The 23,588-nt window shown below is 51.3% G+C and carries 18 protein-coding genes; 10 read left to right on the forward strand and 8 right to left on the reverse strand.

The annotated features are described in order from the left end of the window. The 8 genes from ACVBEF_RS08060 to ACVBEF_RS08095 form a co-directional block, all read right to left on the reverse strand. Positions 1–531 (reverse strand): MFS transporter (locus ACVBEF_RS08060; protein WP_447123427.1); only part of this gene is annotated, 531 nt, incomplete at its 3' end. A gap of 159 nt (positions 532–690) precedes the next feature. Further along, positions 691–1,683, reverse strand: a complete 993-nt coding sequence (locus ACVBEF_RS08065; RefSeq protein WP_447123428.1) for a LysR family transcriptional regulator — start codon at positions 1,681–1,683, stop codon at positions 691–693. Positions 1,684–1,950: 267 nt separating this feature from the next. Further along, positions 1,951–2,106 carry a hypothetical protein gene (locus ACVBEF_RS08070; protein WP_447123429.1) on the reverse strand — a complete coding sequence of 52 codons (156 nt, stop codon included), beginning with the start codon at positions 2,104–2,106 and terminating at the stop codon, positions 1,951–1,953. 163 nt (positions 2,107–2,269) lie between these two features. After that, complete coding sequence (locus ACVBEF_RS08075; RefSeq protein ID WP_447123430.1) at positions 2,270–2,461, reverse strand: hypothetical protein; 192 nt, start codon at positions 2,459–2,461, stop codon at positions 2,270–2,272. Between the two features lie 445 nt (positions 2,462–2,906). Beyond that, on the reverse strand, positions 2,907–3,467 hold the full coding sequence (locus tag ACVBEF_RS08080) for a recombinase family protein (protein ID WP_447123431.1): 561 nt from the start codon (positions 3,465–3,467) through the stop codon (positions 2,907–2,909). Further along, positions 3,464–3,616, reverse strand: a complete 153-nt coding sequence (locus ACVBEF_RS08085) for a hypothetical protein (protein WP_447123432.1) — start codon at positions 3,614–3,616, stop codon at positions 3,464–3,466. The genes ACVBEF_RS08080 and ACVBEF_RS08085 overlap by 4 nt, the downstream gene beginning before the upstream one ends. Next, a complete protein-coding gene (locus ACVBEF_RS08090) occupies positions 3,613–4,707 on the reverse strand; it encodes a PDDEXK nuclease domain-containing protein (protein WP_447123433.1) in 1,095 nt (364 codons plus the stop codon). Before ACVBEF_RS08090 ends, ACVBEF_RS08085 begins: the two co-directional genes overlap by 4 nt. Positions 4,708–4,814: 107 nt before the next feature. Then, a complete protein-coding gene (locus tag ACVBEF_RS08095) occupies positions 4,815–7,778 on the reverse strand; it encodes a Tn3 family transposase (protein WP_447123434.1) in 2,964 nt (987 codons plus the stop codon). 603 nt (positions 7,779–8,381) lie between these two features. On the opposite strand from ACVBEF_RS08095, the gene ACVBEF_RS08100 reads away from it, so the two are divergent. From ACVBEF_RS08100 to pglX, 10 genes are all read left to right on the forward strand, one after another. Further along, positions 8,382–9,323, forward strand: a complete 942-nt coding sequence (locus ACVBEF_RS08100; RefSeq protein ID WP_447123435.1) for a DNA-binding protein — start codon at positions 8,382–8,384, stop codon at positions 9,321–9,323. Between the two features lie 547 nt (positions 9,324–9,870). Beyond that, complete coding sequence (locus tag ACVBEF_RS08105) at positions 9,871–10,932, forward strand: SIR2 family protein (RefSeq protein WP_447123436.1); 1,062 nt, start codon at positions 9,871–9,873, stop codon at positions 10,930–10,932. Then, complete coding sequence (locus ACVBEF_RS08110; RefSeq protein ID WP_447123437.1) at positions 10,932–12,782, forward strand: ATP-binding protein; 1,851 nt, start codon at positions 10,932–10,934, stop codon at positions 12,780–12,782. Before ACVBEF_RS08105 ends, ACVBEF_RS08110 begins: the two co-directional genes overlap by 1 nt. A gap of 550 nt (positions 12,783–13,332) precedes the next feature. Continuing rightward, entirely contained in the window at positions 13,333–13,545 is a 213-nt protein-coding gene (gene mads1 / locus ACVBEF_RS08115; protein ID WP_447123438.1) for a methylation-associated defense system helix-turn-helix domain-containing protein MAD1, read from the forward strand. After that, on the forward strand, positions 13,545–14,162 hold the full coding sequence (locus ACVBEF_RS08120; RefSeq protein WP_447123439.1) for a DUF1819 family protein: 618 nt from the start codon (positions 13,545–13,547) through the stop codon (positions 14,160–14,162). Before mads1 ends, ACVBEF_RS08120 begins: the two co-directional genes overlap by 1 nt. Then, positions 14,162–14,767 carry a DUF1788 domain-containing protein gene (locus tag ACVBEF_RS08125; RefSeq protein WP_447123440.1) on the forward strand — a complete coding sequence of 202 codons (606 nt, stop codon included), beginning with the start codon at positions 14,162–14,164 and terminating at the stop codon, positions 14,765–14,767. The genes ACVBEF_RS08120 and ACVBEF_RS08125 overlap by 1 nt, the downstream gene beginning before the upstream one ends. Before the next feature lie 15 nt (positions 14,768–14,782). Then, positions 14,783–18,334 (forward strand): BREX system P-loop protein BrxC, encoded by a 3,552-nt coding sequence (brxC, locus tag ACVBEF_RS08130; RefSeq protein WP_447123441.1) that lies wholly within the window; start codon positions 14,783–14,785, stop codon positions 18,332–18,334. Positions 18,335–18,343: 9 nt separating this feature from the next. Then, entirely contained in the window at positions 18,344–19,540 is a 1,197-nt protein-coding gene (locus tag ACVBEF_RS08135; RefSeq protein WP_447123442.1) for an AAA family ATPase, read from the forward strand. Further along, on the forward strand, positions 19,537–20,097 hold the full coding sequence (locus tag ACVBEF_RS08140) for a hypothetical protein (protein ID WP_447123443.1): 561 nt from the start codon (positions 19,537–19,539) through the stop codon (positions 20,095–20,097). Before ACVBEF_RS08135 ends, ACVBEF_RS08140 begins: the two co-directional genes overlap by 4 nt. 5 nt (positions 20,098–20,102) lie before the next feature. Further along, positions 20,103–23,588 carry a BREX-1 system adenine-specific DNA-methyltransferase PglX gene (gene pglX / locus ACVBEF_RS08145; protein ID WP_447123444.1) on the forward strand — a complete coding sequence of 1,162 codons (3,486 nt, stop codon included), beginning with the start codon at positions 20,103–20,105 and terminating at the stop codon, positions 23,586–23,588.

The following is a 23,588-nucleotide window of genomic DNA, read 5'->3' on the forward strand; positions in this document are numbered from 1 at the left end:
CGGAGGCAAAGAGTGGGTAATGAAGTAACCTGCCGCGCCACCAAGCGCAAAGGCCAATGCCTGGGAACACATCTGAAAGCTACCGATGAAACCGCGCCGGTTTGGGGGTGCATATTCGATCAACATCGCGGTGGCGCTGGCGAACTCGCCGCCAGCGGACAAGCCTTGTAGAACACGGGCAAGGATAATGATGGCGGGCGCGGCGACGCCGATCATCGCATAGGTCGGCGCTATGCCAATTAGCCCGGTTCCGATGGCCATTAACAGGATAATTATCGACATGGCCGCCTTGCGGCCGGCACGGTCTGCATACATGCCAAACAATATTCCACCGATGGGACGTACGACGAATGCGATACCAAACGTAGCGGTCGCGACCAGCATCAGCGCAGCAGGGTCGCTGGTTGGAAAGAACAGTTTCGAGAGGATCCCGCCGAATACGCCGTAAATGCCGAAATCAAACCATTCAAGTCCGTTGCCGATGACAGAGGCGAAGATAGCTCGTCTGCGCTCGGCGTGCCCAATAGGCACAAGTGGTAAAGCTGGCTGCGTCATAATGTCTCCGTTAGCGTTTTGTCATGTAGCCATCATGCTAGTTCGGCATACTTCCACTCGAACTAACGCTATTGATTCTACGGACGGCAGCGGGTCTTGAGTACCCCTGCGAAACGGAGGGCGTCAACGTTTGCTTTACACGTCGGGAGGTGTGCCGACTGCTTCGGCTGCAATTTTGCCTGATATGTCCTCCACAGAATTCATGATGCGTCGCAACGATACCTCGACAGAATGTTGACACTCCCGCGTCGCATCCATGAAGCAATCGATAAATATTTTTGCAACCGCTGTCAGTGCATCACCACGTCGAGTTACCAAACTTGTGGTCAGAACTGGCAACGGGTTGCGGATCGGCAGGGCTAAAATACGGTTTCGCATGAGTGGTGTTTCAACCAACGGCCACGGACATACCGTGAGCATATTGCTACCTTCCAGCATGGCGAGCACGCTCAGAGTTGAACGGGCCAAATGAATTTTTTCAGTGCAGGGTTGCACACCAAAAGGCGCTAACATGTCCAAGAGGGGCTGCTCTATCACATCCTGGCGTAAGGTAAGTAACCAATCGCATTCCCAAAGCTCAGCCATCGAAGTGCAGTCAGAGAGCGGATGGCCCATCCGTCCAACAATTGCCATGGCACACTCGAAAAGGTTTTGGGTTTTAAATCCGGCAGCGTGCTGCGGCGCTGGCGGCATGCCGATTACGATATCTAACGTGCCTTCGCGCAAAGGTTGGTGGCCGCGCCCGAGAGTTTCGTACACATCCAGTCTCACGTCCGGCCGGACTAGTCGAAAAGCTCGAATCGCATATGGCAGGATCGACTGTGAAACCCACGGCGTGACACCAATTGCGAGCGAACCGCCAACCTGTCCGCGCAGTTGAACCAACTCCTTCTCTGCGCGATCAACCTGACCAAGTATCAGACGTGCATGTTCCAGAAATTGTCGGCCAAGAATAGTGGTAACCACCCCCTGGCTGTGCCGGGTAAAGAGCGGAAAGCCAACATTATGTTCCAGCTCTTTTAACGATTGACTTGCTGCGGTAGCTGAAACATTCAAGGAGTCTGCCGCGGCACGAACACTACCTTTTTCCGCGACTTGCACAAAAGTACGTAATTGCTGAAATTTCACTCAAATCCCCAATTTACTGTGGAGGTTCTACTCTTGGCCAAGGCACGGTTTCGTGCAGGATGTGGCAAAATTATTGGTTGACGAGTAACTTACGATAATTATCATGCCACGAAAACACTTGGTAAGGCCGTCAACCGAAGTAAAATTGATAAAAAACTTAGTAAAAGTGTTATCAAGTTGACGCCCTGTCGTTTTTCAAAACTTACTCCTTTTAAAAACAAATAGTTACGGCAGAGAGCGGACGAAATCGGGGGCTGAACTCTTGATTTACGCAGCCATAGGGAAATCTTCCCAAAGATTTTTTTGTGTAAACTTTGAGCGCTTTACATAGAGCGGTTTCTTAAAAATATCGGCAAACTCACCGTTGAGATCTGTTACGCGAATATGCAACAGAGCTTTCGCGCCAGCAAGAGTCCAGCGCATTTGTCCCTAAGCGATCTCCGGTCACAAAGTTAACCGCTGACTCCGCCAGACTCGTCGAGATCGGAAGACCTGCCCGATAGTGGGCACCATAGTTGATTAACCGGCTCTGATCTGAGCCCAGAGCCAATCATGTCTTTCACTTGCTTCTGAAGCTTGCTGGTCGTTATTTTAGCAACCTCGCCCAGCCGTTCGATCGCACCTTTGCGCGACCATGCCACAGCCGCCATTTTGCAGACGCAACTTTCTTCATCAGGGTAGCGGCATCGTCTGGCTGCGAATGGCGCATGCCGCGAATCCGCTGGAGGATGTGCTCGAACCGCATTGCAATATGAAACCAATCGAGGATGCGCTGCACTGGCCGCCAGGGTAAATAAGTCGGGTAGGCAACATCTTCACCCGATCGCTGATGACGGACACTGGTGCATCAATCGGAACGACGTGCCGATGTAAAAAATGGTGAAACCGGTCCAGGGCTGACCACATCTCGTCATCACGTACGCCATTGATGCTGATGGACCGTCCGAATGACGAAGCCGCGCGGCAATGATCGCAAACGAGCGCCTACCATGACACCTTGCAGGGACCGAGCGAATGTAGCCCGCATCTACTTGCAACGCATAGCGCGGCGGCGCAAGCGGTGGATCCGGTAATCGAAGCGGCATACTATTGAAAAAATTCTCGGCATCGTAGCGCGCCGTTTTATCAATCTGGCGGCCAACTTTACGAACCTGATCCTTGATGGGGTAGTTTGTACATAGCTGCCAAAAGTGCCATCTTACCTGCCCCCTATTTTTTGTTATCTATTTAGAACTTTTTTCGGCAGCTAAAATGCGATATACAGTGGCCTCTCCAATACCGAGTTGGCTGGCGATACTAGCTTTTGTTGCTCCCTCAGATGCCAAGCGAACCACATTCTGCCGGCGATCTGAGGCAATTGGTTTCCGGCCTTTGTATTTGCCAGCAGCTTTGGCTTTTACGACTCCCTCGCGCTGGCGCTCCAGCATCATTTCCCTTTCAAATTGAGCTACAGCGCCTAAGACAGTTAACATTAGCTTGCCAGTTGGTGTCTCGGTATCCATCCCTAAATTAAGAATTCTCACGCCTACGTGTTTGCGTTCCAACACCTCAATAATCGCCATTAGGTTTGCAATGGAACGTGCAAGTCGATCCAGTTTAGTCACCACGAACACATCGCCTTCTCGTACAAAGTCGAGGGCGTTTTCCAATTGCGCGCGAATGACGACAGAGGACACCTGCTCACTAAATAGCTTTTCGCAACCCGCTTTTTTCAACGCTTCGATTTGTGCTTCGAAACCAGCAACTTGATCGATAGTGGAAGTTCTTGCGTAGCCAACGATCATTTTTCGACCACAAGGGTTATAGATGATGTGATATTCAGCATATCAAAATTATTGATTGATTCTATTGATAGAGTTTTACGCGCAACTAAAAATAAATCATTAGAGCATGCTCTAATGATAGAAATTGTTTTTTTAGAAATGGTATTCATGTTTCGCTCCCCATCTCACCATCCGTAGGACTTGCGCGATTTTCAATCCGCGCTTTCGACAGTGCGACTGCCTCGTGCAGTTTCTGCTCCAGCAGTTGCCGTGGTGGTAAGCCGGTCAGATATTCGGCGACGTGAATGCCGGTTTGATCCAACTCCAACAATTCGATCTGTTCACGCTTTTTACCGGTACACAGAATGATACCCAGAGGAGGTGCTTCGCCTGGCTCCTGTTCATGCTTGGCCAGCCAGCGTAGATAAAGTTCCATCTGGCTTTTATGAGCCGCCTCAAAGTCGCCTAGCTTTAACTCAATGGCAACTAGTCGCTTGAGACGGCGGTTATAAAATAACAGGTCAATGTAGAAATCATCGTTATCTATCTGTAACCGTTTCTGGCGGGCGACGAAAGTAAATCCTGCTCCAAGTTCCAGCAAGAAATTTTCCAGTTCACGCAAAATGGCATCCTCAAGGTCTTTCTCCAGATGCCGATCTTGCAAGCCAAGGAAATCGAGAATATAAGGATCTTTTAGTACGAGCGCTGGTGACAATAGGTCTGACTCTCGCAGTGTAGCTAGCTCCTGCTGGATTAACTCATCTGGTTTACGTGACAGCGCTGTGCGCTCAAAAAGCATTGAACCAACACGCTGTCGCAGTGTGCGAACACTCCATCGTTCAAGGCGACACATCTCCGCGTAAAAATCACGCTTGAGGTCATCTTTCATGTAGATGATTTCAAGGAAGTGACTCCAGGCCAATTGTCTCGACAGCGTCGAGACAATCTCCGTGTTAGGGAATACCTCGGAAAAACGCAACATGTGACGCAAGTTCTTAGTGCTAAAACCACGTCCCTGTTCGGCTTCTAATTGTTGGGCCAAGTTTGCTACGATTTGCCCGCCATATTCCGCTCGCCCACCCTTGAGCACCTCGGTATGGATGCGCTGCCCAATACGCCAATACAGTAGCGTCAAAGTCGAATTGACGGTGGCCGCCAGTCCAATTTTAGCTTCGTTGATTAAGCTACGGATGTCGCCGACAAGTGTCGTCGTGATGCTACTTACTTGCACGGCTTGTGCATCCTTTTTTGGGTTCTTCATTCTTGCAAAGTGATTTTGATTACGTAAATGTGTGTCGCATTATTTTTTGTCATTTGATGCTCCTGACGTATTTATAAAATCATTGCCGCTGCTGAAGACTACGCACTTTATGCCGCCAACAGCCCAGCCTCACTATGAATTGGCAAACGGACATTCATATCCAATTCGAACCGACCATACGGATTCACATGCGCGTAGATAAGCGGCGACAGCGCTCTCAAGTCCACGCTATTCATGCGCTTTTTCCATTGCCCTTCGGCGAGTACTTGCTGGATCATTAGCGTATTCACATAGACCAGACACAGTTGCAGCAGATGTAACGACAACACTGACAGTTCTTGGTCTTCCATCCGATTCGACGCGATTTCACCGCTCTGTCCGTAGAAGATAAAACCATTGGCGCTGTTCCAATTTTCTACGACATTGAGTCCTTCATGAATCTCGCGCCGCAATGCTTCTGAATGCAGGTAACGGCACATGAAAATTGTTTTTATCGCTTTACCTAATTCTGCAAGCGCTTTATACGTTGGATGTTGTAAATTGCCACGCGCGAAGCGGCGCAAAATGGCTTCGGCGTCTGCCGTTCCCAACCGTAGTGCGGTCGCGTATTTGACCATCTCGTCATATTGCTGTCGGATTAACTCCCACTTAATCGGGTTGGTCAGAATCGACGCCAGATTGGTATATTCTGAGGCCGAACCTACTTCCGGCAAATAGAGCTTTTGTGATGCAATCGCCTTCAGGCGTGGCAATAGGTCGAAACCTAGCAGATAACAAAATGCGAAGCCGACCTCGCTTTGTCCGTGGCTATCGGTGTATTGCTTCTGGACATTCGCATCGGTTTCATGACGCAATACACCCTCTATCATTGATGCCACTTCTGACGAAGAACAACGCTTCAATTGTGAATAGATACACACAGATTTGTTCTCTACGTGCCAATAAATCATGACACCGCGACCACCGTAACGAACATGCCACTCGGTTAAGAGATTTTGATCCCATGCACCAAATTTTTTCGAGTCCGACGCGCAACTGGTCGTTCCTTCGCCCCATATCTCTGGCAAGCGAACAGCGAAAGTAGCATTCGCGATTTGGGAAATCGCTTCGCGCAACGTGTTTTTTTGCAGGAAACTGTGGCGGACATAAAGTAGCTCCTGATAGCTGGCACCGTGGCCACCAGCGGCCACTCGCTTGATCCCTGCGTTCGTGCCAAGCGCATATAGGCACAACAATAAACGTCGTTGCAACGTGTCGCGATCAAGCGTCTCGCGCTGCCGACTACTTTGAAACACCTTCGTAAAATCAATCCGCAGATCAGTTTCCTTGAGCATGTCGAGCAGGCTGGTCGATGCCCAGCGCCGGAAGATTTCAGCCTTCATATACTTCAGATTCTCAGGATCCGGTTGCGCCTCTAGGGGAGAGAGAGCAATACGGTTCTTGCCTTGATCACGCAATTTAACTGATGGATTCTTGGGCATACCTTGGTTGAGTGTCTTTAACCCATCGACCATTGCTTGTTTGATTTTTGCGATAAACGTATCGCAATCTTGTGGCAGTGTCAGTGCGTCATAGTAAGCAATACGGTTTGCATCGAAGTCATTTGGCAAATCCTTGTCTGGATTCCGATAACGATGCGCGCCAACCACCCAGATCTCCTTGTTGCGCAGGCGCTCACGTAGCGCTTGCAGTACCCCTATCTCGTAATTGATACGATTGATTCGCGGCTTACCATCGTCGCCCTGTTCCACAACGATATCCTGCCATTTAGGTCGGATGACGCCATCAATTGGTATGTCCTCGTCAGAAGAAAAGTATTGCTGGCTGCTATTACGGTAGGTTTTAAGCAATGTTAACGCCCGCATCACTGGTTGATGGACATTGTTGTTGCTTTGAAATGCCAATGCATCGACGATCGGCGGCAACATGCGGCGGTAATGATTGCTATAAGATGCGCGAATCACCTTATGCACGACTTGCTTATATGCCTTACCGCTAGCTTTGAATTCCTTTACTAAATCTTCGAGCGTCTGGAGTCCAACTACCGGATAGAGCACATCTTTGATGACGCCCTCCGGCTGCCCAACAGCAGCTTCAGCTAACTTGAACAGAACGTTAGTTTTGCCGCGTACCTGGCGCAAATCTTCGAATAGCTGTTTCTCTACTTTATTTTCGGCACGGGTACCAATTTTGTGAACAGCCTGAATGAATAAATCGACGAGGCTATCTGTTATTGCCTGCTGCCGCTGCCAACAAAACGCAGCAACCAGTGAGTGACGAATGTCGTCTGGATGACGACGCAATTCCCAAGTCGATTCGGCTCCAGCGCGTCGGCAATATTTTTGTAGCCATTTCGCTGGCAATGCAGCGAACGCATCCAAGGGTAAATCAAGCTGGCGAACACGATCAAGTTTAGCCAGTTCTTGCAATGCACAATCGAGACTAACTCCTCCGGGATCGGCACTGATCCAAGGTATACCGCGGCGCTCGGCGGGATTGATTATCTCAGCGTCATCTTTGATATCAAGCAGAGCGTCAATGGAGGATTTGGCTTCGTGAGTCAGTAGTGTTGCAATACGCAGAAACAATCCGGTTTCAAAATCATGCGCAGTGGTGTGCAGAAATCGTTCCAGCCGCGATGAACCTGGCGGTTCTATGTGTCGAACAGAAAACCAGTCCCGCGCCAGCTCCCCGAGATGCTCAAGCGATGGGTCCTCTGGCAATATCTCGGTCTGCAGCCATAGCGCTAATGCATATTTATCTTTTTGAACGTGTCGGCGAATACCTAAAAATGCAAGGACTTCAGCGCGATCACGCTTACACGAGCGTCCCGTCCAATCGTAACGATCCAGGCTGTCAACTGTCACACCAATCTGTTCCGACAAGTAGCAGACAACCGTGCCCGGAATAGCGTGGCGATGTTCTGGAAAGTGCCCTTGGCTTTGAAAAAACTTCAGCAGAATAGCGAATCCAAGGCGGCCATGTTTGGTTTTTCGGGAGAACAAGTCACGTTCTGCCAACGACAAGAACCAGTGAGTATGAAGCTCATCCTCGCTCCATTGCCATTTCATTGGTTATTTCTATTCATATCCGCACCTCGGCTATCGAAGGCATTTATTCTATCATTAGATACTTTACAGATGATAGTGTGCTGACGTTAGTAAAATGTTTTTGTCGAATAGGAAATTGGACAAGTAGATTCAATGGTAGGTGGCACTTTTGGCAGCTATGTGCAAATTACCCCAGGTAAGCGCGCACGCGAAATCTTTGTATTGAGAACTGATTTAATTCGAGAGATCGGCGGGAGTCAGATGGTGCACATTTTTAACGTGGTGCTGCCTACAATCGCTAATGTTATGGCGTTGGCCGAAAGAGATGGAGTAAAAGTCCGCAAATTGGTATCAGTGATTTCATAGGGGAAACTATGGCAAATAGTTGTTCCACTGACCCCAGACCTTATTGACCCCAGGATCTGCTACGGAAAGAAAGCAATAAGGCCCGCGAATGCCGGCCTGCCATAATCGATGACAGTTACGACGAACCCGCCTTGCGCGGGTTTTTTTTCGCATGGCGTCGGGGGAAAAATTGTAAAAATAGTTTGGTAGTAAGTAGTAATAGTAGTAATATTACTACTATTACTACTATTACTACTTACTAAGGCAGGAGCCGGCAAGATGGAAATGAATAAGGACACCCGCGACCGCATCTTTGCCGCCGCCGATACGCTTTTCGAGCAAGCCGGCCGCGCCGGCTTTCCTACCGTTGATGCAGTCCGCAGGGCCGCAAAGGCCAGCATGGGCGATGCCAGCACGGCAATGAAGGAGTGGCGCAGAGCGCAGACGGCCCAAGCCGCTCCGGTCGCGATCCAGGTGCCGGATGCTGTTCGGCAGCTTCACAGCCAAGCGCTGGCCGTGTTGTGGCAGCAAGCCCAGGAAATGGCGAACGAGTCTTTGCGGGCCGCGCAAGCAGGGTGGGAGGCCGAGCGGGTTGAGTCCGACATATTGAATAAGCAGCTTTCCGACGCTTACGAGGCCCAGGCCGCCGAGCTTGAAATTGCCCAGGCCAAGATTGCGGAGATTGAGGGGCAGCGCGTTGAGGCCGCTAACCGTGCTGTCGAGATCGCCGGTCAGCTTGACGACACCCGCCGCGCGTTGGCTGATGCTAAGGCAGCGGCAGAACGAGCAGATGCCCGCACCGTGGAAATCGAGCGACGCGCGACCGACTTGCGGGCCGAGCTTGACCACGCACACCGGGACGTAAGCCAGGTGCGCGCCGAATTGTCGGCCGCAAAGATCAGGGCAGAACAGGACGCCGCTACGCTGGCCGACACCCGCGAAGCCGGAGTCGCGTTGGCCGAGACACTACGGGCGCAACTGGCGACCGTGACGGCACAAGCCGAAGCAGCCCAAGGGACGTACCAGGAGCAACGCAAGGTGCTCGCCTCGATGCAATCCGAGCTTGACCAGGTGCGCAAGGAAGCCGGCCAGGCCCGCGAGGATGCGGCCACATTGCGCGGCCAGGTTGGGGCGATGAAGGATCAGCAAACAGCAATGCTGGATGCTTTCAAGACAGCGGCGAAGGATGGCGAACAAGTGCAGACCAAAGCTAAAAAATAGTGGCTACGGCGAATGTACATGTCTTAAAAACGGTCGTTTTCAAGGCAAGTGCGTCATTCTAATTGTGCCAGGTGCTTGCTTGAATGCGCCGACGAGCCTCGAAAAGCACCTTCAACGCCGCAGCCTCCCGGCTGGCTTCATGGCGGCGCAAGGAAACCGGAGCGACCTCTCCGGTAGAGGGGGGACCGTAAGGATTCCTACGTAAATGAGTAACAGGCGAAAACAGCTCTGGAATCAACGTATTTTCGCGTCACCGAACGACAGGTAACGCCCCGTTGCTGCCGGTCGGCACGTCGGTCTTTATCGTCAGCAGTGCAGCGGTTGCCGCCGTTCGCAGTGAAATATTTGGTCATTAGTAGGCCCAGAGTGGTATGTTGCATAATTCAACATTTCAACATTTCAGAATAGCAATCATGGCACGTGACCGGAGACCTTAATGAGCGCAGTTGATGACGGGTACTTGCTGCAACTTGACGAATTCCTGAGCCGCCCCAATCAAATGTGGCTGCTAGGCGCAGGCGTTAGCAGGGACGCAGGCATACCGCTCATGTACCCACTAACGAATAGAGTGATGGAACTGACGGTGGCATCCCCACATAAGCCATTGCTGGATGCCTTGCTGGCAGAGCTTCCCGCACACACCCATATTGAACATATATTGAGCCAGCTTGGTGACTACACGACGCTAGGCAATAGAAGTTCCTCTGGCCGGGTAACGGTTGCTGGCGTTGAGTATGCTGTTGCTGACCTTGAAGCGGCGCATACTGAAGTTCTAAAATACATCTCTGAAACAGTGCGGTGGGGTTACAAGGCAGCCGACGGTGGCAATCCGGCCGTAGTTGGCTCATACGGCAGTCCGATGGTTTCCGTTGCGCATCACGCGGCGTTCGTGAAGGCACTAATTGGTAAGCGGCAGGCCGGACTGGATGGTCGGCGACCACCGATTCGTTTTTTCACCACAAACTACGACACGCTGCTAGAAGATGCGCTGGCACTTGGCTGCTACTCGTATTGGGATGGATTTTCTGGTGGCGCCGTCGCCTTCAGGAACCACAGGTATGGTGACGACGAACCCGCTACCGGGTGCCGCGCACACGTAATGAAGTTGCATGGTTCGATTGACTGGTATTTAGGGGACGATGGCAAGGTATGGCGAGTCCGTGATCGAGATCTTTACCCTGATCGTGCCGGTCGCGTCCTAATTTATCCGCAAGCAACGAAATATGTAGCCACGCAACGAGACCCGTTTGCCGCTCAGTTTGATGTATTCCGGCGCGCCCTTTCCAATGGGAGCGACAATGTTCTCGCAATTTGTGGATATAGCTTCGGTGACGACCATATAAATCAGGAAATTGAGTTCGCTATGTCTGCTCCATCAAGCAAAACGACCATTCTGGCATTTTGTGGCGAATTTCCCGGCATTCCGCAAGTGCTAGATCAATGGCGTAAATCGTCTTGGGGGAAAAGAGTGTACGTCATGACACAACACGGCCTATATGTCGGACCTGTTGGCCCGTTACATGGGCGAAGCGACGGCACATCTTTGGACTGGTGGACTTTCGGCGGCGTTACTAAAGTTCTTGAAAACGGCGCGGAAGGGGCAGTGTGATGGCAAATTTTGACCTGGTCGCTGATCTTAAGATTGGCAATATCGTTGAAGTCGCTGGAACAACTATCCGCGTTGAATTAAGTGGTGACGTGACAGAGCTAACACGTAGTCACGACGGACGTGTCTATCCAATCGGCCAAATAGGCAGCATTGTAAAAGTGCATTTTGGACGTCGCCTGGTATTCGGATTCGTAACGTTGTTGAGAATGCGGTCGGAAGAATTGATAGAGCAAGGACAAATTATTCCTCCCGAAGCAGATCAACGGGTAATGGAAATTGAGTTATTTGCGGAAGGAGTTTGGCAGGGTGTAGGTGGCGTACTTAAATTCACTCGCGGCGTTTCGACATACCCTCTGCCGCGCCAAGGCGTATATCTTCTGACGCGAGATGAAGCTGTTGATCTATATAAATCAGCGGAAGGCCAATTTCATGACGCTGCAATCGACCCCCTCGTTCCATTTGCTACCTATGTTGGCGCAGACTCGGCCCGTTGCCGGGCAAATATAGATAAAATGTTTGGAATGCACTGTGCCGTACTGGGGTCCACAGGCTCAGGAAAGTCAGGGGCTGTCGCGGCACTACTCCACAGCGTACTTGAACACAAACCCAACGGAACGGACTTATGCCGCCCTCGCATCGTCATAATCGACCCGCACGGCGAATACGGACAAGCGTTTGGGAATCGCGCAGTTGTATATCGTGCATACGATCCAATTGGGCACGAGCAGGCACAAGGGGAACCGATCAAACTTCCTTATTGGTTAATGTCTGCAGATGAGTTCAGATCACTAGCCATCGGCAAAACAGAATTTGAAGCCACGACCCAGAACAATATCATCTACAAGGCCCTCACACATGCACGCATGGTAGCTGCTGGTCTTGTAGATGCAGCGCCAACTGGTTACGGCGGCGCGGCGCCAGCAGACGGAGGCAGTCCTGATGAACCGCGCCCAAAGTCTGGAATTGATGAGCAGGTTTTGGTCGAGTTTGACCGCGACAAGCCGCGCCCTTTTTCATTAGATGAATTGGTCAATCACATTATTTATCTGCAAGGAGCAGTTGTTAAGGATGCGGCCTTGAAAAAGATGGCGGACGGGGCCTTTGCCGACAAATTCAAGTCCATCTTGGACAAAATATCAATTCTTAGACGTGACCCGCGCGTTCACTTTTTGATGCAAAACTGGGGGCAAGATGCACCTAGTCTATCTGATGTGCTCCAACAGTTTGTCGGAGAAGCTCAAGTCGGAGAAGGCGCCAAGCAGGACATACGAATCCTCGATATTTCAGGTCTTCCCAACGAGGTTGCTGGCCCTCTTGCCGCAATGCTCGCAAGACTACTTTTCCAATATAAGCTGTACCAGACCAGCGATGAGAGGAAGAAAGATCCGATATTGCTGGTCTGCGAAGAAGCACACCGATATGTACCAGACCGTGGTGAAGCGGAGTACGCTTCGGCACAGATGGCTATACGACGGATCGCCCGAGAGGGCCGAAAATATGGAATTGGGCTAATGCTCGTAAGTCAGCGCCCTGCGGACGTTGAAAGCACCGTCATATCGCAATGCGGCACTTGGCTTGTTTTGAGATTAACGAATCAAGCTGACCAACAGCACGTCGCTCGATTTCTCCCTGACGGTCTTTCTGGGATGACGAAAGCCCTCCCTAATCTCGCGCAGCAAGAAGCAATCTTTGTGGGCGAAGGGGCATCGCTGCCAGCTCGGGTGCGGATTCGTAACCTAACAAGCGACCAACTTCCCCGGTCGCAAAGCGCCAAGTTCGCCGAAGGCTGGGCGGGATTGGGGTTAAGCACTGCCGAATTGGCCGTAGTCGCAGGCCGAATGGTTGGCTAACACGCTTACAACTGCCGAAGGCCCGCCATTGGCGGCAACCGCCCCGTTCCGGTCATCCAGTAGCGCAGAACACCATAAATTTTATGGTTTTTTTAACATGTTACTCATTTGCGCAGGAATCCTTACGGTACCCCTAGAGGGGTCTTCGATAGTGGCCTTTGGCCACCAGACGTTTAGAGGTTCTTCATCCAATTCAAGATGGATCAACAAATTGCGGAAGGGATCGGTTTCATGGCAGAGTCGTAGGGTTGCAATGCCATCAATATATCGTCACGACATCGCAGGTCGTGCCGAGTTTTTTCAAGTTTTGTGGCGAATAGGCCGAGTCTTTGCAGGAAGCCGCGCGACCATCGTACCCACCAGCTCATCGGGTTCGTGCTGGACGGCCAACGCGGACCAAGACGGGGTAGGTGGTTTCCCCGCCCATAGTTCAATCAGAACAAGTCCCATCTATTACATATCAAAACTGGTCTATTCAGGTCAAATCCGATTCATATTGATCAGGCTCTGTATAATCCTACGGCATTGTCCAGTTACTTTACCTTAATAAATGGAAAACACCGCCATGTCGGATCGCTGGTTGTCGGTTGAGGAGATCGCCGCATATTTGGGTGTCAGCAAAGACACTATTTACGCATGGATCGCCAAAATGAACATGCCTGCGCACCGCGTTGGCCGGTTCTGGAAGTTTCAGAAGAGTGAAGTTGATCTTTGGGTCAAGGCTGGTGGTGCTAACGAAAACAAATCAAGCATTGAAGAATAATGATCGCTTTAGCTAAATACAGCATGTCATTCACTACAGGAGGCCTTTTCTGCCAAGAATCAGAAAAAGTGGCCCAGCTGTATTTGGAAGAAATGAATTGGGATGCCGTCCGCGAAAAATCGCTGAAGCAGGGGCTGCTTCAGACCAGAACCCAAAGTTCTGCGACTCGCATTTACCGCGAAATCTCTGCACGCCTCAAAACCTTGACCGACGATGCTCTTGAATTGGTTGCGCGTGGTTCTAGTCAAGAGCGCGCAAATATCCTCTGGCTTGCCGTGTGTTGCCGCTATCCTTTTATCCAGGAATTTGCTGTTGAAGTGATTCGGGAACGCTTTATGACGCTTCGGTATGACGTGAGCTACCAAGACTTCGATGCATTCTTCAATGCAAAAGCGGATTGGCATGAAGACCTTGATGCCATAACCCCCATGACCCGCAAAAAGCTACGTCAGAATTTATTTCGAATGCTTCGGGATGCTGAGTTAATTTCAGCCAGTAACTCCATTCAACCTGCTGTGCTGTCTCCGCATGTGGAAAAACTGGTTTCGCAAAAAAGAATAGACATGATCCGCATTTTTCCGGTGCTTGGTTTCCGGTCAAGTATGAAGGCGCAATGATGGGCGAGTTGACTAAAGGCTCCCTCCAAGAACGATTCCAGCACTTGCTGGCTGTCATCGGTAGCCAGCGTTTTTTGCTAATGAAGGGCTACACCGAAGTGCCGTTCTTCATTTGTCCCTTCAAGCCCACTGAAGCGGTCGAAATGGAGCGTCTTCAAAAGCAGCTCACCAACAGGCTTGGTCAGAATGGTGTGCGTGTGCTTGAGGTGAATCTCTATGACCTTTCGGTTGAACTGCTCAAAGAGCGAGACGTATGGATGCAGGTTCTTGAAGTGGAGAGCACAGTTTCCAAGCCTGAGCTGTTGGAGCTGCTGCAAGGGATGCTGGACCCCGAAGCGCACTTGGTTCCTGCCATTGCCGGATTGATTGAACGCAATGAGTTCGACGTGTTGTTCCTGTCCGGTGTGGCGGAGGTGTTCCCGTATATCCGCTCGCACAACGTGCTAAACAACCTTCAGAGCACGGCAAAAGATCAACCGACAGTCATGTTTTTTCCCGGTGCTTACACGCATTCGCTGGAAGCCGGCGCAGCCCTTGAGCTGTTTGGCCGCCTGCGAGACGACAAGTACTACCGGGCGTTCAACATCTTTGATTACGAAGTTTAAAGCGAGAGCAGCTTGATGAACCTAAAAGCCATTTTCAAAAAGCCGGTTGATCGTCCTATCGAAGGGGTGATCAAAGCTGACGACGAAGCAAGCCTGCTCCTTGAGCTTGAGGAATACGTATTGACCAATGAGGTTGAAAAGCGTCTTGAAGCATTTCTTGATGCCTACAACAACTATGAAGGTGCCAACGGCGTTTGGATATCTGGCTTCTTCGGTTCAGGTAAGTCGCACTTGCTTAAGATGCTGGCGCTGCTCTTGGAAAACCGTGCGATTGATGGCGTGGCCGCATTGGATTTATTCCTCTCCAAGTGTGGCGAGAACGAGATTTTGCGCGGTGATCTGAAGCGTGCTGTCAACATCCCGGCGCAAAGCATTCTGTTCAACATTGACCAAAAAGCCGACGTCATCAGCAAGACGCAGATGGACGCGTTGCTGTCCGTGTTCGTCAAGGTCTTTGATGAAACCTGCGGCTACTACGGCAAACAAGGGCATATTGCGCAGTTCGAACGTGATCTGGACAGCCGTGGCCTTTACGGCGCATTCAAAGCAGCCTACCAAGATATTTCTGGCCGGGACTGGCCACGTGGCCGGGAGCAAGCGTTACTGGAATCCAAAAACATCGCCCGCGCCTATGCCGTGGCCACGGGAGATGCTGACGCGGACGCAGCAGGCATTCTGGACAAGTACCGCAGCCAATACCGCGTCTCGATTGAAGACTTCGCCAATCAGGTCAAAGCCTTTCTCGACAAGCGACCAGCCAACTTCCGTCTGAATTTCTTTGTGGACGAGGTCGGGCAGTATATCGCTGATAACGTCAAGCTCATGACTAACCTGCAAACCATTGCTGAGAGCTTGGCTACCAAGTGCAATGGCCGCGCCTGGGTCATGGTCACCGCACAAGAGGACATGTCCACGGTGGTGGGCGAAATGAGCAAGCAGCAGAGCAACGACTTCACAAAGATTCAAGCTCGCTTTTCCAACCGAATGAAGCTCACCAGCGCCGATGTGGCTGAGGTCATTCAAAAGCGCCTGCTGATGAAAAATGATGAGGGCATCAGCCTGCTCACGGACGTATATCACCAGCAGTCGAACAACTTCAAAACGCTGTTCGACTTTGCGGATGGCTCGCAGAACTACCGCAACTTTCAGGACCGTGACCACTTCATTCATTGCTATCCGTTCATCCCATACCAGTTCGGCTTGTTCCAGTCAGCCATCCAGAGCTTGTCTCAGCACAACGGCTTTGAAGGCAAGCACAGTTCGGTAGGTGAGCGCTCCATGCTCGGCGTATTCCAAGAGGTTGCCAAACAGATCAGCAGCCATCAACTAGGGCACTTAGCCACCTTCGACCTGATGTTTGAGGGCATTCGGACCGCACTCAAGTCACACATTCAGCGAGCCATCATCAATGCCGAGAATCAGCTTGACAACACGTTTGCCAAAAAACTGTTGAAAACGCTCTTCCTCGTGAAGTACGTCAAGGAGTTCAAGCCCACGCTGCGCAACTTGTGCGTGCTGATGCTGGAAAGCTTTAACCAAAACCTGCCCCAGTTGCGCAAGAAGGTTGAAGAAGCACTGAACCTGCTAGAGCAGCAAACCTATATTCAGCGCAACGGCGAGTTGTACGAATACCTGACCGATGAAGAAAAAGACGTCGAGCAGGAGATCAAGAACACTGAAGTTGAATCTTTAGATGTCAGCAGCGAGCTTGAAAAGCTGATCTTCGACCACGTCATCAAGAACCGGAAGATCCGATTTGAACCGAACGGCAACAGTGGAGGGCAGGACTACCCTTATTCCCGCAAGCTAGATGACAAGCTACAAGGCCGCGAATACGAGCTTGCCATCCACGTGATCAGCCCATTCCATGAAAATGCGGAGAGCGAAACCATCCTGCGTATGCAAAGCATGGGGCGCGACGAGCTGCTAGTGATCATGCCGCCCGACGACCAGCTGGTGCGCGATCTGTTGATGTACAAGCGCACCGAAAAATACATCCGGCAAACCGTCTCCACCACCCAGCAGGAAAACGTCAAACGGATTCTTACCGACAAAGGTTTCCAGAACCGCGAACGCCATGGTGATTTGCAGACACTCGTGCAATCGCTTTTGGGCAAAGCCAAACTCATCATTTCTGGCGGTGATGTGGACATTGGGTCAGAAGAGGCCCAAATTCGCGTCACGAAAGGTTTCTACGAGCTGATCCAGCGGGTCTATCCCAATCTGCGCATGTTGCGCGGACTCCCTTACGTAGAGAACGATATAGGCAAGTTCCTCAAGCACTCGCAAGAAGGCCTGTTCGGGACAGATGCCACTATCTTGGCCGAGTCAGAGCAAGAAATGTTGGCCTTTATCCAAAGCAACAACCGTGGCGGCGTTAGAACCACACTGAAGAGTCTGCTGGAGAAGTTCGAACGCAAACCTTACGGCTGGTACTTCGCGGCAGTGCTTTGCATCTTGGCGCACCTCTGTGCCAGAGGTAAAATCGAGGTGCGCGTGGATGGCAACGTACTGGAAGACGACGAGCTGGAACGTGCCCTGCGCAACACGCATGGCCATGGCACTGTCGTCCTCGAACCCCAGGTTGACTACACCGCTTCCCAAGTGCGGGCGCTGAAAGAGTTCTTTGCCGACTTTTTTGACACGCCCGCTGGCGCTGGCGAAGCCAAGGCCTTGGGCAAAGAGGCGGAAGCCGCGTTCAAGCAACTGCATTCTGACCTGACCCTGCTGGCTGCGCAAGTCAACCAGTATCCGTTCTTGGCTGCACTCAAACCGGTGCTGGAAACGCTCAAGGAAGTCAGCGACAAGCCTTACACGTGGCACCTGACAGAACTGGCGCGGCAGGAAGATGCTTTGCTGGACGTGAAGGAAAAGGTCATCGACCCCATCCGCAGATTCATGAACGGCGTGCAGAAAGACATCTTCGTTGAGGCCCGCAAGTTTGTGCAAAGCCAGGAGCCCAACTTCGCCTACGTACCCGGCGAAGAAGCAGCTCAGCTCAGCTCGGCACTGACTGATGCGGATTGCTTCAAAGGTAGCCGGATGCAGCAGATCAAAACGCTGGTTGATGCCTTGCAAGCCAAGATCGCTGGGCAACTTAGCACCGAGATCGACACAGCAAAAACCGCCGTCGAAACGCTGGAGCGACGCATCCACAGCATGGCGGAATTCACCGCACTGTCTACTGAACAGCAAATGCAGATCGCCGAACCGTTTGAACGCTGTGCGCAGAGCATCGCACGGCAAAAGCTGATCGCGGTCATTCGCGACACCTTGCGCCGCTTTGAAGACGACGAATACCAACGCCTGCTATCGCACTTGTCTGCCTGGGCCAAGCCAGTATCGGTCAAGCCAGCAGTCACGGGTACAAGCACAGCAACAACCACCACCGCTAATGAGACAGCCACACCAGCTGAATCCAAGATTGAGTACGTACCAAGTCGCAACATCCGGGTGGACTTTGACAAAGCTTGGCTTGCAGATGCAAGCGATGTAGAGCGCTATGTTGATTCTATGCGCAAAGCCCTGCTCAAGACCATCAGCGACGGCAAGCGCGTGCAGATTTAAGGAATCAACATGATTGAAAAACTAGAGCTCAAGAACTTCACCAAGTTCGGCAATCTGACCGGCGAACACGCTATCACGTTTTCACCCAATATTAACATCATCATCGGTGAGAACGGCACCGGTAAAACCCACCTTCTAAAGGCAGCATACCTTCTTGCTGGGGCAGCTGCGCTCGACCAGCAAGTTGATGTAGCCGCTCGATTCGAATGGAAGGTCAAGCAATTAGAAGCACTGTTTAAGCCAATCGACGGTGACCTCAGCCGGTTGGTACGACGACCTTTAAATGGCCAACGGCACGCGGAACTAGGAGCATCGTTTTCAGCCGGCGGAATTGAAATCAAGATTCCTAGCAAGCGAGGCGGAACCATTTCAGGAGGTGAAACAAAATCTCAGCTGATGAGTGGACCGCCAATCTTCATTCCAACAAAAGAAGTCATGTCATTAGTCGGAGGAATATCTGACCCAGCATCTGACAATGCCACGTTGGTTCGTCTTTTTGATCAAACCTACTTTGATCTTTGCGCTCTGATAGTCCGAGATCCGGTTACAAATGAGGCTAAGGTAATCGAGAATGAGCCAAGGTTCGGTAGCGTCTACGAAAAGCTGGCCGAAGCGATCAATGGCAGGTTCGTGTTCCAGGGGGGAACAGTTGTTTTCCACCCTGGAGAATATCAGAAGAGCTTTAAGAAAGACCCGAATGAGTTGCTCGACAAAGCAGATCCAGAGAAGTACGCATACAGCGACACCAAAACTTCACAGTTCGTCGTAAAAACCGGAGAGGCCGTTTCTGCTCATATGTCCGCAGAAGGGGTACGCAAGCTAGGTGTGATTCAGCGATTGGTATTAAACAAGAGCTTGTTGCCGGGCATCAGCGGCCCCTTAATTTGGGACGAGCCTGAGACGAACATGAATCCGAAACTGCTGCGTCAGGTTGTCGAAGTATTGATAGAGTTATCTCGCAACGGGCAGCAAATCGTGCTGGCCACGCACGACTATGTGTTGCTGAAGTGGTTCGACCTGCTCATGGACAAGGGAAAAGGTGACCACGTTCGTTTCCACGCCCTCTACAAAGATCCGGCTACGGCGGAGGTCAAACTCGAATCTACCGATGACTATCTCGCCATCACGCCAAACGCGATTGCCGATACCTTCAACGATTTGACCAAAGAACAGGTTCGCCTGAAGATGGGGAATCTGGGCAAATGAATCTAGCAGAACGCGACCTATCGTTTGACTTCACCGACGCCGAAGATGGCTTTGTCTTTGATCAGATGAAGCCCGCTTTGCCGAATTTTCACGGCATTAGCGTCATGCATCGGGTTGATTTTGTTGTGGAAATGGCTGAGGCTTGGGTCTTTGTAGAAGTGAAAGACCCCAGCAATCCCAATGCGCAGGCAGAAGGACTGGCAAAGTTTCTCGGCGGATTGAATGACGGCACCTTGAGCGGCACGTTCGCCGCGAAGTTCATCGACTCATTTGTCTACCGCTGGGCGGAAGGCAAGGTCGGCAAGCCGATTCATTACATCAGCCTCATTACGTTAGAGCCAGCACTTTTGCTTAACCTTTCGGATGAGATCGCAAGAAAGCTGCCCCCCATGGGAATGCCAACCCCACGCTGGCAACGCAAGCTGGTCGAGAACTGCCAGGTCTTCAACATTGAGACTTGGAACGAAAACTTTCCGAAGTGGCCGGTCACGCGCCTTAGCGCCGGCTCCGCCGCCATCACCCCAATCTCAGCGGCTGCACCTCAGCCAGGAGCATAAAAACAATGGAAACCACTAAACTAAGGCGCTTCGCCCAATACGCCCGCCGCACGCTGCTGGAACAAGTCGCGGCTAAGTTGGGCATGGTATTGGCCAAAGACAGTGCTGCGCGGCGAGAGAACTCCAAGACGGTGCAAGATCTGGAAAAGCAGATCAAAGATACCAGCAAAGAGCATGTGATCGAGAAAGTGGCCTACACATGGTTCAACCGCTTTTGCGCGCTGCGCTTCATGGACGTAAACCACTACAGCCGGATTGCCGTGGTGTCGCCCTTGGAAGGCCAGTTCCAGCCCGAGATTCTGGCCGAGGCCAAGATGGGGCACCTCGACGAAGAGATGGTGCCCGCCGATGTGCGCCAGCAGGTCATTGCACTACTGAACGAAAGCGCAACTAGCCGCGACCCGCAGCAAGAGGCCTATCGCCTGCTGGTGGTGGCTGCGTGTAACGATTTCCACCGAGCCATGCCCTACCTGTTCGAGCGCATCGCCGACTACACCGAACTCTTGATGCCGGATGATCTGCTTTCGGGCAACGCCATCCTTGCCTACACCCGCGAAGCGATGACACCGGATACGTGCGAGGACGTGGAAGTCCTTGGCTGGCTTTATCAGTTCTACATATCAGAGAAAAAAGATGAGGTCTTCAGTGGACTAAAGAAGAGCGGCAAGATTGACCCTGAAGATATTCCGGCCGCCACACAACTTTTCACCCCGCACTACATCGTGCGCTATCTGGTGGAAAACTCGCTGGGTCGCCTGTGGCTGCTCAATCGTCCGAACTCACGGCTGGTCGATCAGATGGACTACTACATTAAGCCCGGGCAGCCAGAGACGAATTTTTTGCACATTAGCAAGCCAGAAGACATCAAGGTGTGCGACCCGGCCTGCGGTTCCGGCCACATGCTCACCTACGCTTTTGATTTGCTTTATGCCATTTACGAAGAAGCAGGCACCGATCCCGCCGAGATTCCCGAGAAAATTCTCAAGCATAACCTCTATGGCATCGAGATCGACGAACGTGCTGGTGAGCTTGCAGCCTTCGCATTGACCATGAAGGCTCGCGCCAAACAGCGCCGTTTTTTCAACAAGCGCGTCCAACCGAACATTTGCGTGCTGAAAAACGTGGAATTCGTAAAAGACGAGATGGATGAGTACATGGACTTAGTGGGGCGCGATCTGTTCACTGATAACCTGCGCGCCACCCTTAAGCAGTTTGCCGAGGCCGACAACTTCGGTTCACTGATCCGGCCTGCACTGACCGACGTGGCGGGCATCCTGCCAATGCTGGAGGCCAAAGACATGGGTGGCCAACTGTTCTTGGCTGAGACGCATCGTAAGGTTCTGATCGCGCTGCGCCAAGCCGATTATCTAAGCCCGAAATATCATGTTGTGGTTGCCAATCCTCCTTATATGGGAGGTCGAAGCATGAATGGGCGTCTGGGGGCTTGGGCGAAGGATAACTACCCGGATAGCAAATCCGATCTGTTTGCCATGTTCATCGAGCGCAATCTCGACCTTGCTGTGAAACAAGGTGCAGTATCCATGATTACTATGCAAAGCTGGATGTTTCTTTCATCGTTCGAAAGGTTTCGCGAGAACTTGCTGAATCAGAAAACGCTGGTTTCAATGGCGCATTTGGGCGCCCGAGCCTTCGACAGCATTGGTGGTGAGGTAGTGCAGACAACTGCATTTGTTCTGGAAAACGCCTATCGTCCAGAGTTCAAAGGTGGCGATATTCGACTAGTTGACGGAAATTCAGAAGCAGAAAAATCAGGGATGCTGCAAGAGGCCATCAAGAATCCAGATTGTGGCTGGTTCTATCGCGCGTCAACTACCGATTTCAGGAAAATTCCCGGTAATCCAATTGCGTATTGGGTAAGTAAAGCTGAACTAAGATGCTTCGATGAGTTCCCCGCACTATCTACATTTGCTACTTCATCAAATGGAGTGCAGACAGGCAACAATGATCTGTACGTGAGAGCATGGAGTGAAGTATCAAAGAAGCAACTGACACTTAAATGGTTTCCATATAACAAAGGGGGGCGATTTAGAAAGTGGTATGGAAATCTTGATTTCTATGTTGATTGGGAAAATAACGGAGAGCGGATAAAGGCAGAGAAGAATTCTTGTGTAAGGGGTGAGGAATTTTACCTTCAGCAAGGTATAACTTGGTCTGATGTAACCTCAGGAAAGCTGTCCGGGCGGTTGATGCCAGAGGGATGCATTTTTGATGCATCCGGCCCTTCCGCTTTTTTTAGTAAGCCAGATCTACTTTATGTTGGCCTGGCTTTACTGAATACTAAGTTTGCTGATAATTGGTCAAAAATACTTAACCCAACTTTGCATTTTCAATCTGGTGATTTCAGAAAACTAACTCTGTCAGCTTTATTCATTTCGGATGAAACTATAAAGGTTGCAAAAGCATTGGTAGGGATTGCCAAAGTAGATTGGAATTCATATGAAACATCTTGGGATTTCATCAATCTTCCGCTGTTGGAATCTTCATGTCGTTCGTCTTCGCTTAAGGCAAGCTACGACCAACTCAGCGTCCGTTGGCGAGAACTGACGCTGGAGATGAAATCGCTCGAAGAAGAAAACTATCGTATCTTCATTAATGCCTATGGCTTGCAAGATGAACCGAGGCCGGATGTGTCTTTGAGCGAAATCACATTAACCTGCAACCCGCACTATCGCTACGGTGGCGACAAGACCGAAGCCGCGCTGGAAGTACTGGTGCTGGCCGACACGATGAAGGAGTTCATTTCCTACGCCGTGGGCTGCATGTTTGGCCGCTACAGCCTCGACAAGCCGGGGCTAATTCTCGCCGACCAAGGCGAGACACTGGCGGATTACCTGCGGCAAGTGCCGGACTCAACCTTCCCAGCCGATGCCGACAACGTCATCCCGATACTCGATGGCGACTGGTTTACCGACGACATGGCCGAGCGTTTCCGCAGCTTTCTGCGCGCGACCTTTGGAGGCGAACACTACGAGGAAAACCTCCAGTTCATCGTTAATGGACTGAACGTAAAGAAAAAGAAGGACTACACGCTACGTGAGTACTTCCTTTCTGAGTTCTACAACGATCACATAAAGCGCTACAAGAAGCGCCCCATCTATTGGCTGTTCTCCAGCCCCAACGGCACGTTCAACGCGTTGATCTACATGCACCGATATCGCCCAGACACGGTAAGTGTGGTGCTGAATGACTACTTGCGTGAGTTCCGCACAAAGTTGGCTGCACGCAAGAGCCATCTGGACCAGGTGAGCATCAGCGGCAACGCCTCGGCTGGTGAGAAGACCAAGGCGCTGAAGGAGATTGAAGACTTGAAAAAGAACATCGCCGAGTTGGAGAGTTACGAACGAGATGTGTTGTACCCGCTGGCTACGGAGCAGAAAAAAATCGATCTCGATAAGGGCGTGAGGTACAACTATGGCTTGTTTGGCGTAGCGCTGAAGAAGATTGTTGGGTTAGATGCGCCAGAGGATTGA

Source organism: Glaciimonas sp. GG7 (genome assembly GCF_052976905.1).